14 protein-coding genes and 1 tRNA gene are annotated in these 13,700 nt (G+C 64.7%); 6 read left to right on the forward strand and 9 right to left on the reverse strand.

Going from position 1 to position 13,700, the window contains the following annotated elements:
• Nucleotides 1-15 precede the first annotated feature (15 nt).
• From ET21_RS0112795 to ET21_RS0112805, 3 genes are read left to right on the forward strand one after another with little or no spacing between them, the layout of a single operon-like run.
• A complete protein-coding gene (locus ET21_RS0112795; protein WP_030540018.1) occupies nt 16-1,611 on the forward strand; it encodes an aldehyde dehydrogenase (NADP(+)) in 1,596 nt (531 codons plus the stop codon).
• On the forward strand, nt 1,608-2,537 hold the full coding sequence (locus tag ET21_RS0112800; RefSeq protein WP_272945214.1) for a Gfo/Idh/MocA family protein: 930 nt from the start codon (nt 1,608-1,610) through the stop codon (nt 2,535-2,537). Before ET21_RS0112795 ends, ET21_RS0112800 begins: the two co-directional genes overlap by 4 nt.
• A 12-nt stretch (nt 2,538-2,549) precedes the next feature.
• Nucleotides 2,550-3,281 (forward strand): FadR/GntR family transcriptional regulator, encoded by a 732-nt coding sequence (locus ET21_RS0112805; RefSeq protein ID WP_021238411.1) that lies wholly within the window; start codon nt 2,550-2,552, stop codon nt 3,279-3,281.
• Between the two features lie 84 nt (nt 3,282-3,365).
• On the opposite strand, the gene ET21_RS0112810 is transcribed toward ET21_RS0112805, so the two are convergent.
• Nucleotides 3,366-4,223 carry an SMP-30/gluconolactonase/LRE family protein gene (locus tag ET21_RS0112810; RefSeq protein ID WP_030540020.1) on the reverse strand — a complete coding sequence of 286 codons (858 nt, stop codon included), beginning with the start codon at nt 4,221-4,223 and terminating at the stop codon, nt 3,366-3,368.
• A 4-nt stretch (nt 4,224-4,227) separates the two neighbouring features.
• Nucleotides 4,228-5,352: an aldose epimerase family protein gene (locus tag ET21_RS0112815; RefSeq protein ID WP_051768180.1), complete on the reverse strand. Its 1,125-nt coding sequence runs from the start codon at nt 5,350-5,352 to the stop codon at nt 4,228-4,230.
• A 164-nt stretch (nt 5,353-5,516) separates the two neighbouring features.
• Between ET21_RS0112815 and ET21_RS0112820 the strand changes: the two genes are divergently transcribed.
• Nucleotides 5,517-6,821, forward strand: a complete 1,305-nt coding sequence (locus ET21_RS0112820; protein ID WP_030540022.1) for a sugar MFS transporter — start codon at nt 5,517-5,519, stop codon at nt 6,819-6,821.
• 88 nt (nt 6,822-6,909) lie between these two features.
• Here the strand turns inward: ET21_RS0112820 and ET21_RS0112825 are convergent, their stop codons facing one another.
• Nucleotides 6,910-7,803 carry an N-formylglutamate amidohydrolase gene (locus tag ET21_RS0112825; RefSeq protein ID WP_030540023.1) on the reverse strand — a complete coding sequence of 298 codons (894 nt, stop codon included), beginning with the start codon at nt 7,801-7,803 and terminating at the stop codon, nt 6,910-6,912.
• Nucleotides 7,804-7,948: 145 nt separating this feature from the next.
• Between ET21_RS0112825 and cpdR the strand changes: the two genes are divergently transcribed.
• A complete protein-coding gene (gene cpdR, locus ET21_RS0112830; protein ID WP_030540024.1) occupies nt 7,949-8,326 on the forward strand; it encodes a cell cycle two-component system response regulator CpdR in 378 nt (125 codons plus the stop codon).
• Between the two features lie 261 nt (nt 8,327-8,587).
• Here cpdR and ET21_RS27090 read toward each other — a convergent pair whose 3' ends face one another.
• Both ET21_RS27090 and ET21_RS0112835 read right to left on the reverse strand, forming a co-directional pair.
• On the reverse strand, nt 8,588-8,920 hold the full coding sequence (locus tag ET21_RS27090; protein ID WP_081856723.1) for a YnfA family protein: 333 nt from the start codon (nt 8,918-8,920) through the stop codon (nt 8,588-8,590).
• A 73-nt stretch (nt 8,921-8,993) separates the two neighbouring features.
• On the reverse strand, nt 8,994-10,328 hold the full coding sequence (locus ET21_RS0112835) for a dicarboxylate/amino acid:cation symporter (RefSeq protein WP_021238921.1): 1,335 nt from the start codon (nt 10,326-10,328) through the stop codon (nt 8,994-8,996).
• Between the two features lie 125 nt (nt 10,329-10,453).
• Here ET21_RS0112835 and ET21_RS0112840 point away from each other — a divergent pair.
• Nucleotides 10,454-10,528, forward strand: a tRNA-Val gene (locus tag ET21_RS0112840).
• A 312-nt stretch (nt 10,529-10,840) separates the two neighbouring features.
• On the opposite strand, the gene ET21_RS0112845 is transcribed toward ET21_RS0112840, so the two are convergent.
• Genes ET21_RS0112845 through ET21_RS0112860 form a run of 4 tightly spaced genes read right to left on the reverse strand, consistent with a single transcriptional unit; the run spans nt 10,841 to nt 13,700 of the window.
• Nucleotides 10,841-12,088: a transporter gene (locus ET21_RS0112845; protein WP_051768166.1), complete on the reverse strand. Its 1,248-nt coding sequence runs from the start codon at nt 12,086-12,088 to the stop codon at nt 10,841-10,843.
• The gene (locus ET21_RS0112850; protein ID WP_030540026.1) at nt 12,078-12,632 is read right to left on the reverse strand and encodes a hypothetical protein; all 555 of its coding nucleotides are present in this window, start codon (nt 12,630-12,632) and stop codon (nt 12,078-12,080) included. Before ET21_RS0112850 ends, ET21_RS0112845 begins: the two co-directional genes overlap by 11 nt.
• Nucleotides 12,629-13,351, reverse strand: coding sequence for a C39 family peptidase (locus tag ET21_RS0112855; protein WP_051768167.1), 723 nt, complete (start codon nt 13,349-13,351; stop codon nt 12,629-12,631). The genes ET21_RS0112850 and ET21_RS0112855 overlap by 4 nt, the downstream gene beginning before the upstream one ends.
• Nucleotides 13,338-13,700, reverse strand: a complete 363-nt coding sequence (locus tag ET21_RS0112860; protein ID WP_030540028.1) for a hypothetical protein — start codon at nt 13,698-13,700, stop codon at nt 13,338-13,340. The genes ET21_RS0112855 and ET21_RS0112860 overlap by 14 nt, the downstream gene beginning before the upstream one ends.

A 13,700-nucleotide genomic window follows, 5' to 3' on the forward strand; every position in this document is an offset into this window, starting at 1 on the left:
AGCAGGAGATTAAGCATGTTCAACGGAGCGATACTGGTTGGCGCAAGCGAACGGCGCGGGGGCGATCCCTTTTTCGCGGTCCATCCCGCCAGCGGCGGGCAGGGCGAGGTCGCCTTTTCCAACGCGTCGCCCGCCGATGTGGCCGACGCCTGCGCCTTGGCGGAAGCGGCGTTCGAGAGCTTTTCGGCGCTGACGCCGGACGCGCGCGCGACCTTCCTTGAGACAGCGGCCGAGCAGATATTGGCGATCGGCGACCTGCTGATCGAAACCGCCATGACCGAATCCGGCCTGCCTCGCCCCCGGCTGGAGGGCGAGCGCGGCCGCACCGTGGGCCAATTGCGCCTGTTCGCCAGCTATGTGCGGCAGGGCGACTGGCTGGACGCCGCCATCGACAAGGCCCTTCCCGAACGGCAGCCGCTGCCCCGCAGCGACCTGCGCCGCGTCAATCAGGCGCTGGGGCCGGTCGCGGTGTTCGGCGCGTCCAATTTCCCCCTCGCCTTCTCGACGGCGGGCGGCGACACGGCATCAGCCTTCGCGGCGGGTTGCCCCGTGGTGGTGAAGGGCCATCCCGCCCATCCCGGCACCGGCGAGCTGGTGGCGCGCGCCATCCAGGCGGCGGTGAAGGCATGCGGCCTGCATGAGGGCGTCTTTTCTTACCTGCCCGGATCGACCCATGAACTGGGCGGCGCGCTGGTTTCGGACCCGCGCATCAAGGCGGTGGGCTTCACCGGATCGCGCGGCGGCGGCATCGCGCTGATGCAGATCGCGGCCAAGCGGGCCGAGCCCATCCCTGTCTATGCGGAGATGAGCAGCATCAACCCGGTCGTCCTGCTGCCCGGCGCGCTTGCGGCGCGTGCCGATGCTCTGGGCGCGGCCTTCGTCGGGTCGCTGATCATGGGATCGGGCCAGTTCTGCACCAATCCGGGGCTGGTCATCGCGCTGGAAGGGCCGGACCTCGACCGCTTCGTCGCCGCCGCCGCGCAGGCGATGACGGCGAGCGAGCCGCAGGTCATGCTGACGCCCGGCATCCATGAAGCCTATGAAAAGGGCGTCGCCGCCCTGCTGTCGGCCGAAGGCGTCACCACTGTCGCGCGCGGCGCGCAGGCGCAGGGCGCGAACCGGGGGCAGCATGCCTTGTTCACAACGGACGCGGAGCGGTTCCGCAGCAACCCGGCGCTGGCCCATGAAGTGTTCGGCTCCTCCTCCATCCTGCTTTCATGCCGCAGCATCGACGAGGTGCTGGAAACCATCGCCGGGCTGGAGGGTCAGCTGACCGCCACGCTGCACATGGAGGAAGGCGACAGCGCCGATGCGGCCAGGCTGCTCCCGGCCCTGTCGCGCAAGGCAGGGCGCATCCTGACCAATGGTTGGCCGACCGGCGTCGAGGTCACCTATGCCATGGTGCATAGCGGGCCGTTCCCGGCGACGTCGGATGGGCGCACGAGTTCCGTTGGAACCCTGGCCATGGAGCGCTTCCTGCGCCCGGTCTGCTATCAGGACGTGCCTGACGCGCTGCTGCCCCCCGCCTTGCAAGCCGCCAATCCGTGGAAGCTGATCCGCCGGGTCGAAGGCAGGCTGGAGGCCGCCGCCGGTCAGGACCGCGCGCTGTGAGCGGCGGCATCAAAGCCGGGCTGGTCGGCCTGGGCAAGATCGCGCGCGACCAGCATCTGCCCGCGATGGAGAAGGTGGAGGGCATAGAGCTTGCCGCCGTCGCCAGCCGCAATGCGCAGGCGGAAGGCGTGAACAACTATCCCGGCCTTGACGCCATGCTGGCGGGCGAGCCCGATCTGGACGCGGTCATCCTGTGCCAGCCGCCGCAGGTGCGTTACGAGGCGGCGCGGCAGGCGCTGCTGGCGGGCAAGCACGTATTCCTGGAAAAGCCGCCGGGCGCGACCGTTTCGGAGGTGGAGGCGCTGATCGCGCTGGCCGAACGGCAGGGCGTGACGCTCTATGCCAGCTGGCATAGCCGCTACGCCGCCGCTGTCGCGCATGCGGGCCAGTGGCTGGCGACGCGGACGATCCGCCATATTTCGATCCAGTGGCGCGAGGATGTGCGGCACTGGCATCCCGGCCAGCCGTGGATCTGGGAAGCGGGCGGCTTCGGCGTGTTTGACCCCGGCATCAACGCCCTGTCCATCCTGACCGAGATCGTGTCCGATCCGCTGGCGCTGCTGTCGGCGAAGCTGGAGGTGCCCGCGAACAAGCAGGCCCCGATCGGCGCCGAACTGCGCATGGCGACGGCGTCGGGCGCATCCGTGGATGCCGTGTTCGACTGGCGGCAGACAGGCCCGCAGACATGGGACATCGCGGTGGAGACCGATGACGGCCAGCTACTGCTGTCCGAGGGCGGCAATATGCTGCGGCTGGATGGCGAAGTGCAGGTGCAGGCGCCGGACGAGGAATATCCCTCCATGTACCGGCGGTTCGTGACGCTGGTGGCGAATCACGCGATCGACGCCGATGTCGCGCCCCTGCGGCTGGTGGCCGACGCCTTCCTTTGCGGCGAACATTGTCCTACTACAGCCTTTGAGGATTGAAGGGGTTGGGGTTTGGCAGGCGCGCACAGGACCGGGAATGAAGAAGGCGCGCTGCGCATCCATCAGGCTATCGCGCGCGATCTGGGCACGGCGATCCTCATGGGCAGGCACCGCCCCGGCGACCTGTTCGAAGGCGAGATAGAGGCGGCCGAACGGCTGGGCGTATCGCGCACCGCCTATCGGGAAGCGGTGCGCATTTTGGTGGCCAAGGGGATGCTGGAAAGCAGGCCCAAGGCAGGCACCCGCGTGCTGCCGCGCAGCCGGTGGAACGTGCTGGACCCGGAAATGCTGGCCTGGATGTTCGCAGGGGAGCCCGACCCCGCCTTCATCCGCGACCTGTTCGAACTGCGCGGCGTGATCGAACCGGCGGCCGCGGAGTTCGCGGCGCGGCGGCGCACGGAGGACCAGATCGCCACGATGCAGCGCGCGCTGGAGGAAATGGAGCGGCATGGCCTGTCCACCCCGGCGGGGCGGCTGGCGGACCAGCAATTCCATAATGCGATATTGGCGGCGACCCACAATGATGCGCTGGCGGCGCTGGCCAGTTCAGTCGGCGCGGCGGTGGGATGGACGACCATGTTCAAGCAGCGCAAGCAGAAGGCGCCGCGCGATCCCCTGCCCGACCATCAGGCGGTGTGCCGCGCCATTGCCGCCAGCGACGCGGCGGCGGCGCGCGATGCGATGATGGAGCTGCTGCGGCTGGCGCTGGCGGACATGGACCTGGCGCTACCGGAGCCGGGATAGCCATCGCATGAAGCGCGGCGTCGCCCGGCTTTAACCCGGAAGCGGGATTGCCGGGCATCTCCCTCGCCCGCCCACGCCGATCGATCAGCCAGCGAACAGGGATGCGGGAAGGCCGGTCACGCCTGCGTCGACTTCGAAAAGTGCGCCGTCATATTCGCTTTCAGGCAGGTTGAACGCCGCCGATGTCACGAACATGCGGTCCAGCTTCGGCCCGGCGAAGGTGATGTTCGTCACCTGCCGCGCGGGCAGCGGGATGACGCGGTCCAGCTTTCCTTCGGGCGTGAAGCGGCTGATGCGCGCGCCGCCCCAATGCGCGATCCACAGATGCCCCTGGGAATCGACCGTCATGCCATCGGGATAGCCTTCCTCTTCCGAAAAGAGGATGAAGGGCTGGCGGCTGGCAAGGCCGCCGCCATCGGTCCGGGAGAAGCGGTAGATGGTGCGCCGCGCCGAATCGGTATGGTAAAGCCAGCGGCCGCAGGGAGAGAAGGCTGGGCCGTTGGGCACCAGATAGCCGGTGTCCATCACCGTCCAGCGGCCGTCCGGGTCGAGCCGGTAGAAGGAGCCGCTATCCTGTTCCTCCGCCATATCCATGGTGCCGCACCAGATGCGCCCGTCCGCATCGGCCTTGCCATCGTTCATGCGGTTGCCGGGCAAATGAGGTTCGGGATCGCCGATCGGATCGATCGCGACGGGATCGAGCGTCAGCCGGGCAAAGCCGCTCTGGAACCCAGCGACGAAACCGCCGCCGCGCCGTTCCACCACCCAGCCGAGCGGTTCGGGCATTGGCCAGCGCCTGATGCCGCCATCGGTTAGCGACAGGCGGTTGAGCGCGGGCGCGCGTATGTCGACCCAATAGACAGCGTTTTCGCGCGCCGACCATAATGTCCCCTCGCCCAGCGTGTCGCGCACATCGCGGTCGATCCGTTTCCATTCGCTCATCGCATCAATGCCTTACTGACAGACGGTAGATCATGACATGGCGGTAGGGCTTGCCGGGATCCACGCGCGCGGATGGAAAGTCCGGCTTGTTGGGCGTGTCGGGGAATTTCTGCGGCTCCAGCGCGATGCCATCGCCCATGCGATAGAGATGCCCCTGCTTGCCCGCCAGCGTGCCGTCGAAGAAGTTGCCGGAATAGAATTGCAGCCCCGGCTCGGTGGTCAGCACGTCCAGCACGCGGCCCGACACGGGATCTTCCAGCCGCGCGGCGAGTTCGGGCCTGGCCGTGATCCCCTTGTCCAGCGCCCAATTATGATCATAGCCCCGGCCGAACCTGATCTGCGCATCGGTCCCGTCCCTGACGCCGTCTTCCACCCGCCGGGGCGTGCGGAAATCGAAGGGCGTTCCGGCTACCGGCCTGATCTCTCCAGTCGGGATGAGCCCGGCATCGACGGGCGTGTAGGCCTTTGCGGCTATGGTCAGCAGATGGCCGAGCGCGCCACCGGGCGCCCCCTCCCCCGACAGGTTGAAGATGGCATGGTTGGTGAGGTTGACGATGGTCGGCTTGTTCGCCGCCGCCTCGAAGCTGATGGTCAGGGCGCCGCTTTCGTCCAGCGCGTAGCTGACCTGCGTGTCGAGCCTGCCGGGATAGCCGGAATCGCCGTCGGGGCTGCTGTAGGACAGGACGGCCTGCGGCCGGGGCGTGCTGCTGACCGACACGACCTTCCAGACCTGCTTGTCGAAGCCCTTGCCGCCGCCGTGCAGCGTATTGGTGAAGCCCTTGCCGCCGCCGTGCAGCGTATTGGTCTTGTCATTGAAGGGAAGCTGGTGATCATGGCCGTCGAGCATGAACCTGCCGCCCGCGATGCGATTGGCGTAGCGGCCGATGGTGACGCCGAAATATTCGGGATGCGCGAGATAGCCCGCCACGTCGTCATAGCCCAGCAGCACATCGGCGATCCTGCCGTTCCGGTCAGGCCCCGTCAGCGACTGCAAGGCCGCGCCATAAGTCAGTATTTTTGCCGTGACGCCTTTTCCATTGTCCAGGGTGATGACCTCGACCGGGGTGCCGTCCGGCAGCTTTCCTGCGGGAGCGCGGCTTGCTTCTGCCGATGCGGATGTGCTTGCCATGATCAGTCCGAGAAAATAGAACGCAAATGTTCGAAAAACATGGCTGCCCGTCCTTTTCAGCACGACCCCTTCCGCCGCCGAGACATATTGACGCCCGATGGGGAGCTATATACTCGGACAAATTGAAACAGCACAAGCCTGTTGCCGCTTGACGGAGAAGATGAATGCCTGCTCCCCCATCATCATCGGCCACCCTGACGGCGGAGCATCATCCAGCCACCCGCTACGGCCCGGCGCTGACGCTTCTGGCCAGCCTCTTCTTCATGTGGGGGTTCATCACGGTCATCAACAACACGCTGCTGCCCCATCTGCGCAGCGTGTTCGACCTCAACTACACCCAGACGACGCTGATCGAATCCGTGTGGTTCATCGCCTATTTCGTGGCGTCGATACCTTCGGCCAAGCTGATCGAGCGGGTCGGCTACCAGAAATCGCTGGTGATCGGGCTGCTGATCATGGCGGCCGGGTCGCTGGGCATGATGCTGGCGGCCAGCCTGCCTTCCTATGGCGTGACGCTGGCCATGCTGTTCATCATCGCCAGCGGCATCACGCTGCTGCAAGTGGCGGCCAATCCCTATGTCGCGGTGGTCGGCAAGCCGGAAACCGCGTCGTCGCGCCTGAACCTGGTGCAGGCGATGAATTCGGCGGGCACGATGCTCGCCCCCCTGTTCGGCGCGTACCTGATCCTGGGCCGGTCGAAGGGCGGCACGGCGACCGCTGGCACGGTGCTGACCGAAGCGGAACGGCTGGCCGACGCGCAGTCGGTGATCCTGCCCTATGGGCTGGTGGCGCTGGTGCTGTTCGTGCTGGCGATCATCATCGCCCGCTTTCCCCTGCCCGCGATGGGCGGAGCGACGGCGCGGCTGGCGCGCGAGGAGCGCAAGCGGCATTCGCTGTGGAATCACCGCAACCTCGTCTTCGGCATTCCGGCGATCTTCATCTACCTGATCGCGGAGATCGGCGTCGCCAACCTGTTCGTGAACTTCGTCAGCCAGCCCGACATCGCTAACCTGACGCATGAGCAGGCGGGCCGCTACCTCACCTTCCTGTGGGGCGGCATGATGGTCGGGCGGTTCGCCGGGTCCGCGATCATGCAGAAGGTGGACGCGGGCAAGGTGCTGGCCGCCTTCTCGATCGGCGCGTTCATCGTCATGATGATCACCGTGTTCGCCAATGGGCCGGTGGCGATGTGGTCGCTGATCCTGGTCGGCCTGTTCCATTCGATCATGTTCCCGACCATCTTCACCCTGGGGATCAAGGGGCTGGGCCCGCTGACCGAGGAAGGGTCAGGCCTTCTGATCATGGCGATCGCCGGTGGATCGCTGGTGGTGGTGCAGGGCTGGCTGGCGGACCGTTATGGCCTGCAAACCTCCTTCCTGCTGACGGCAGCGTGCGAGCTTTACATCCTCTTCTACGCGCTCTGGGGTTCGCGCCCGACCCCCGCCCTGCCCGACCAGCATATCGAATAGAGCCGGGCAGCGCAGCGCTGCTTCAAAAGGAAAAGGCCGGAACGATCGCCGTTCTGGCCTTCTCCCGTTTCCGCCCTGAACGATCGCGCTATTCGGCGGCGAGCGGATAGGCGGCGCGCGGCTGTTCGCTGGCAAGGGCCGTTATCATTGCCGTCAGCGCCTGTTGCAGGGCGGGCAGCCCCGGCCCCGGTTCGTCCAGCGCCGCGTCGAGATAGAGGCTGCGGTCCACCTCCACCTGCAAAGCGTACAAATCCCTGGCGGGGCGGCCATGCCGTTCGATCATATGATCGCCCGCATAGGGATGGTTCTGCGCGGCGGTGATGCCGTGTCCCGCCAGCACATCCTGCGCCAGCGTCATCAGCCGCGCCGACGCCGCCCGTCCGAAGCGGTCGCCCAGCACCACGGCGGGCGGGCTCTGCCCGGCGGCGGGCGGCGGCAGCGGCGGCATGGAGTGAAGGTCGATGAGGATGGCGTGGCCATATTCCTCGCGCGCCGCGCGCATCAGCGATCCCAGCGCGGCATGATAGGGCCGGTGGATGGTGTCGATCCGCCGCTGGACCTCCGCCCAGTCGACCGGCCGCCGCCATAGCTCATAGGCGCCCGGCAGCCTGCGCGGGATGAGGCCCAGCCCGCCGCGCAGCTTGGCGCTGGTCTGAAGCGGCATGTCGCGCGGAATGCCGGTCACCATGGCGGGATCGATCTCCCGCTCATGCCGGTTGAGGTCGATCAGGGCGCGGGGCGCGCGGGCGACGATCACGGCATGCCCCTGTCCGATCAGCGGATGGGCGAGAAGGTCCGCCCAGCGATCCTCGAGTCGCCGCAGCACGGCCGGTTCGACGCGGGCAGCGCCCAGCAGCGCGCCATCATAGTCGCGCCCAGCATGCGGAACGGAGATGACGACCGGCGCGACCGGCCGGTCCGGCCGGTAAAGGTCGTAGGCAGCTGTGGTTTCGGCCGGAGCCCGCGGCGCGGAATAGTTCAACTCGTCTCCTTTCACCCGCGCGGCAAAAATGGTTACCCGGCTGGATAATATCCGCGCCTTGTCGCATATATGGGCCGGAAGCGCCATCCGTGACGGATGGGTATTAGGCAGGCCGTGGGCCGCCAGAGGCGAGACTGACGCAGCGATGGTTCGAATTTTGCTGGCCGAGGATGATGACAGCATGCGCGCCTATCTGGCCCGCGCGCTGGAGCGGTCCGGCTATGAAGTCGTGGCCGTCGCGAACGGCGCGAACGCCGTACCGCATATCAACAGCGACCGTTTCGACCTGCTGCTGACCGACATCGTCATGCCGGAAATGGACGGGATCGAACTGGCGCAGCACGCCGCATCCGTCGCGCCGGACATGCGGATCATGTTCATCACCGGCTTTGCCGCCGTCACGTTGAAGGCGGGCAAGGCCGTGCCGCAGGCCAAGGTGCTCTCCAAGCCCTTCCACCTGCGTGACCTGGTGCTGGAGATCGAGCGCATATTCGGCAGCGCGACGATGAGCGGGCTGAGCTGATCCAGCGGAGGGGTTGAAGCGGCTGCGCTCCGTGTTGTTGCGCAGGGGCAACCCGGTGCCGAGGTATGAAGCGGTTGTCTTGAGGCCTTCCCCATATGCATGCGCGTGCAGGAACAGGCCGCGCCTTGTCCTGATCGGGCAAATGCTGGCGGTGTAGACAGGTTCAATGTGCGCCGAACAGGTTGGATGGGTTGTTAGCAGGCGCCGCCAGTTCACAATTTCGTCGTCCCTCGCGCGGGCGGGGACGACGAAGATGGGTGGTTAGACGATATTTCCCGAACGGGGGCCGAAGTAGATGATTGCTGCACCGACAAGACAGACTGTTGTGCCTAGAAGGTCCCAACGGTCAGGCTTCGCTCCCTCGGCGATCCACAGCCAAATCACCGCCGCAGCAATATAGACGCCGCCATAAGCGGCATAGGATCGTCCAGCTTGATCTGCATCTGGAAGGGTCAATAGATACGCGAATATACAAAGCGATGCGATCCCCGGCGCGATCCACCAGGCCGACTTTCCAAGCCTGAGCCAAGCCCAGAAGGCGAAGCAACCAGCAATTTCCGCGAGCGCGGCACCTACAAAAGCGAATGCAGTCATGATGGGACGTATTTCAGTTTAGCGGAACGTCCGCTAGCGGTCGATTCCAGACCATCCGAATTGCCCACGCACTCTAATCGGGAACGACTTCCTGCATGTCGGGCGTGGGGTCCAGCGCCAGGCCAGCCATGGCGGCGTCGAATCGCTCCCGGTCCAGCCCCTTCTCCCAGGCTGACACCACGATCGTCGCAACCGCATTGCCGATGAAGTTGGTGAGGCTGCGGCATTCGCTCATGAACCGGTCGACGCCCAGGATCAGCGTCATGCCAGCGACCGGAACCGACGGCACGATCGACAGCGTGGCGGCGAGCGTGATGAAGCCCGCTCCGGTCACCCCCGCCGCTCCCTTGCTGGACAGCATCGCCACCAGCAGCAACAGCAATTGCTGGCCAAGGCTGAGATCGACGTTGGTGGCCTGGGCGATGAACAGGGCGGCGAGCGTCATGTAGATGTTGGTGCCGTCGAGGTTGAAGCTGTAGCCCGTGGGCACGACCAGCCCGACCACGGACTTGCGGCACCCGGCGCGCTCCATCTTTTCGATGAGGCTGGGCAAAGCGGCTTCGGACGAGGATGTGCCGAGCACCAGCAGCAGCTCTGCCTTCAGATAGCGGATCAGGTGCAGGATGTTGAAACCCGCCAGGCGCGCGACCACGCCCAGCACGATCAGGACGAACAGCAGCGAGGTCAAATAGAAGGTAACGACCAGCCCCGCGAGATTGGCGAGCGTGCCAATGCCATATTTGCCGATGGTGAAAGCCATCGCTCCCAAGGCCCCGACCGGCGCGACTTTCATGAGGATGAAGACCAGCTTGAAGATAGCGTGGCTCGCCGAATCGAGCAGCTGCATCAGCGGATCGGCCTTGTCCCCGATCAATATCAGCGCGATCCCGAACAGGATGGCGACGAACAGCACTTGCAGGATGTTATGCCCGTCCGCGACCGCCGAGATCAGCGTGCCGGGAATGATGTCCAGCAGGAACGCCGTCAGCGTGCGGGCATGGGCCTGCTGCTGATATTCGGCGACCTTGCCCGCGTCGAGGCTGGCGGGATCGATATTGAGGCCCGCGCCCGGCTGGACCACATTGGCGACCAGCAGGCCGACGATCAGCGCCAGGGTGGAAAAGGTGAGGAAATAGGCGAAGGCCTTTGCCGCGACCCGGCCGATCGCGCCCAGCTCCTTCATCCCCGCTATGCCGGTGACGATGGTGAGGAAGATAACCGGCGCGATGATCATCTTGACCAGCTTGATGAAGGCGTCGCCCAGCGGTTGGAGAGCCACGCCCACGCCGGGGAAGAAATGGCCGATCAGCACGCCCAGGGTGATGGCGGCGAGCACCTGGACATAAAGCTGGCGATAGAATGGCAGGCGCGGCGTGGTTTGAATCGGCGCTGTGGTCGATGGCATCATGGCTGCGTCTACCCCCTTTGCACCGCAGCATATGGGCAGAACATCGCCTGTCCAGAAGATTAGGAAAAAGACGCAATTTCCCGCTTGCGCCACCCCGCGCCCCCCGCTATTGGCCCAACTCCCGTGGGCGTGTAGCTCAGTGGTAGAGCACTGTGTTGACATCGCAGGGGTCGCAAGTTCAATCCTTGCCACGCCCACCATGGAAAAGCCCGTTAGGTCAGTGACTTAGCGGGCTTTTTCTATGCTCTCATCGGGATGATCGTTGCGCCTCTTCCGGTGTCTTTTCGGTGAAGCGCTCCCGGAGCGAACTCTTCGATCTCATCTATGAGCCCGTCGATCGTGCGGATGCATTCAGCCAGGTAGACCGGATCTTAGCCGCATAGAGGTAACGCTGTCTATGCGGAGGTTCCAGTTGTGCCTGGGCATCTTGCACGCGGGGTTGCGCATATCTGCGCGACCGAATGGCGGATAAGCTCTGGCCATTCTCGCCATCCTTGTCGGGCCAGCCCAGCCTAGCGGACAGAAAAGGGCATGCGGACCGTGACATTGGCATCAGGCGCGCTGTCGGTCGTGCCAACTTCAACCGCGACGTTCAGCATCTGCCTTTCGGTTAGCCGGTAGGACATGCCGAAGGAAAAGGCGCCGATCTGGATCGATCGCGATCGCTGCACCACGCCATCGATCATCGTCTTTGTCGGAAAAATATAATTATGCTCATAGCCAAGGGAAAATGAAAAACGGGGATTGAGGGCGAAGCCAAAACCCAGATTTGCGTTTATCGCGTCGCCTGGATCGACCCGTCCAACAGCGACGCCGCCAATCTCCCGGCCGATGTCCGCCGAAAAATTGCGTAAGTAGCTGACGCCGCCGAAAATCACTGCCGGGTCGGATGGCAGCAGGAAGCTAAGGCCCGGCTGCATCGCCCAGAAACCGGAGCCCGTCGCCAGGCCTTGCGCCACTCCATATTCGTCGTAGGCGATGTCGAACGGCCCCTTGCCGGTAGGCATCTTGACGCGAAGGCTTCCGATCCAGATCGGGTGATCGCCCGATGCTTGATTGAGCTGATAGCGCAGCGCCAGTTCAGCATCGCCGATATGCTGTTCCGACAGATGCAGGACCCTGCTGATGCTGCTTTCCCGCTGCTGCACGACTTCCACGCGATCAGACCGGAAGAGATAGGGCAGCCGCGCCTCCAGCTCGATCCGGTTCGTCAGGCCGTAGCGCAGCGTCGCGGTGGGGACGATGCTGTTGCGGACCGCTTCATTGGCCTCGATCAGTCCGATCTGAATGCCCGGCGTCAGTTCAATGCCACGAAACACCAGCCGGTTGCTTGAAGAGGTGCTATATTCGATCGACGGATCGAATGTGAGGCGCCCTGCCCGTGTCAGCACGCCGGCTTCCTCCGGCAACGCTTCAACCTTGGGCTCGGTGAAGATCAGGCTGGGCGCTTCGCCGACAGGCTGCGTTGGTGCGCTCGCCTCGGCGTGGGTCGTTGCCTTGGCGGAGGTGCCCTTCTCTTCGACAGGCCCGGCGGCCGCCATGTCCGCTCGCAAGCGCGCGATCTCACGATCCTGCAACGAGATTCGCGCATTCTGTGCCTCGATCGTCGCTCGCTGCGCGTCAAGGTCCCGGCGCATGGCCTGGAGTTGCGCTTCAATTGGACTTGCGCCGCGCGCCAGAGCAAGCGGCGGCGAAACCCCGGCTGAGAGCATCAGGCAACCTGCGGCCAGACGGGCGATCACCATGCGGTCACCGTCCATAGGCACCCACCATCTCGCCGACGGTCTCACCAAGCTTGCTCGTCAAAAGCCCCGCCTGAAATGGCACGAAGCCGCCAAGGTCCAGCCGGGCGTCAATCTCCTGGCGCAACGCGACATTGCTGGCGCTATTAAGGATCATCGTCTGCAACGACCCGTCCACGCGCTGAAGTAGAACGGTCTGCCCATGGTTGGCGAGAAGGAGACCGCCGCCACCGAGATACTTCTCCAGCCCGGAACCAAGGCCAGCCGCCGCCAGCGTCTCATCGGTCGCGGTCGTCAGCGCCGAGGAGAACGAACGCTCGACACTCCTTTCCTGGCCGCTCCAGCTGACATTGGTTTGCAGGACCAGGCTGCCGCCGACATAGGTTCGCATCTCCACGCCCAAACGGATATCGACGCCGCCGATGACGAAACCGCCGCGCTGCGCTTCCAACTGCGCGTCCGTTAATTGAACGGCCGGCACTTCAATCGGCTGCGCATTGGCGGACTCCACGCCGGCAGGGCAGCAGAGCAGCAACAGCGCCAGGCCGCTGACGCACCTCATGGCGAGACCGCGTTAATGGACGAGCTGATTTGATAAAGCGGAGGCAAACGGTGGAGGAGATCGGTGATGGCCGCCGGCCGCCCCACTTCCCTGACTGGCGCGCGCAGGCGGTTCTCCCATTCGGCCGCGAGATTGTAGAGCGGCGGATGCGCAGAAGCCGGTGAGAGCACCGCCAGAAATATCCCGTTCCACATCGCGGAGAAGTCGGAGAAGGAATAGATTTTCAGCCCCAGCATCGGATCACCGACAAGCACCTCTTCGCCACGGACGCCCTTCACAACGACGAAATGCTTGTAACCTTTGATGTCCAGAATAACGATTCCGGGCTGCCCCAATCGCCGCAACTGAACCGGCGTGAGGCGAAAGCCTTCGGCGCGCAACCCGATACTCTCTAGGTAAAGCTTCATGTCCCGCATGGAAAAGCCAAGCTTGCGAATCTTGGCCTGATCCCCCTCCTCCCACATGGACAAGAAAACCGCTCGCTCAGGCATGGGGCGTTCATAATGGTAGCTGAGCAGCGTCGCTATCGCCGCCGATCCGCAGCTGAAGTCGTAGCGTTGGCGCACCACCCTGCGGAACGGCATGTCCCGCCAGCTCAGAACCGAAACGGCGGGACGTCCACCATCGCTGTCCAGCCGGACCTGCGCCTGCACGACCGGAGCCGCTATCGGCAGGCTGGACACCGCGGCAAAGAGGGACAGGCGCCTAGGGGTGAACATTGATGGTAAGGTTCACCGCCGTTTGGAGGCTGACCTGCGCTCCTGTATTGATTGCGAAATTGCCGATGCCGTTGAAGTTGGACAATGCCTCGCCGCTCAGACTAATCGCCCCGGCGCTATAGTCGCCTTTCAAGCTGTTGCCGGAAAGAACGGATGTGAGCGTCTGACTGCCGGAAACGATGGTTTGCCCGCCGCGATTAATGTCCAATTCCGCTTCACTCAGCGGCTGGCCTGTAGCCGCCTTATCCGCATCTGGCCCATCCGCAGCCCGCCCAGGCTGAGGCAAAAGTACACCGCCGCCGAGCAGCGCTGCGGCGAGCAAATTATTGTGGCTGGAGAACAGACGCAT

This window comes from Sphingobium sp. DC-2, from assembly GCF_000722555.1.
GTDB classification, from domain to species: domain Bacteria; phylum Pseudomonadota; class Alphaproteobacteria; order Sphingomonadales; family Sphingomonadaceae; genus Sphingobium; species Sphingobium quisquiliarum.

Bases quoted from the DNA above. Each gene is read 5' to 3' on its own strand.
- ET21_RS0112810 (WP_030540020.1), bottom strand. From the start codon at position 4,223: ATGAGCGAATGGAAACGGATCGACCGCGATGTGCGCGACACGCTGGGC.
- ET21_RS0112860 (WP_030540028.1), bottom strand. From the start codon at position 13,700: ATGCGTCTGTTCTCCAGCCACAATAATTTGCTCGCCGCAGCGCTGCTC.
- ET21_RS0112845 (WP_051768166.1), bottom strand. From the start codon at position 12,088: ATGGACGGTGACCGCATGGTGATCGCCCGTCTGGCCGCAGGTTGCCTG.
- ET21_RS0112850 (WP_030540026.1), bottom strand. From the start codon at position 12,632: ATGAGGTGCGTCAGCGGCCTGGCGCTGTTGCTGCTCTGCTGCCCTGCC.
- ET21_RS0112835 (WP_021238921.1), bottom strand. From the start codon at position 10,328: ATGATGCCATCGACCACAGCGCCGATTCAAACCACGCCGCGCCTGCCA.
- ET21_RS0112815 (WP_051768180.1), bottom strand. From the start codon at position 5,352: ATGGCAAGCACATCCGCATCGGCAGAAGCAAGCCGCGCTCCCGCAGGA.
- ET21_RS0112820 (WP_030540022.1), top strand. From the start codon at position 5,517: ATGCCTGCTCCCCCATCATCATCGGCCACCCTGACGGCGGAGCATCAT.
- ET21_RS27090 (WP_081856723.1), bottom strand. From the start codon at position 8,920: ATGACTGCATTCGCTTTTGTAGGTGCCGCGCTCGCGGAAATTGCTGGT.
- ET21_RS0112795 (WP_030540018.1), top strand. From the start codon at position 16: ATGTTCAACGGAGCGATACTGGTTGGCGCAAGCGAACGGCGCGGGGGC.
- cpdR (WP_030540024.1), top strand. From the start codon at position 7,949: ATGGTTCGAATTTTGCTGGCCGAGGATGATGACAGCATGCGCGCCTAT.
- ET21_RS0112855 (WP_051768167.1), bottom strand. From the start codon at position 13,351: ATGTTCACCCCTAGGCGCCTGTCCCTCTTTGCCGCGGTGTCCAGCCTG.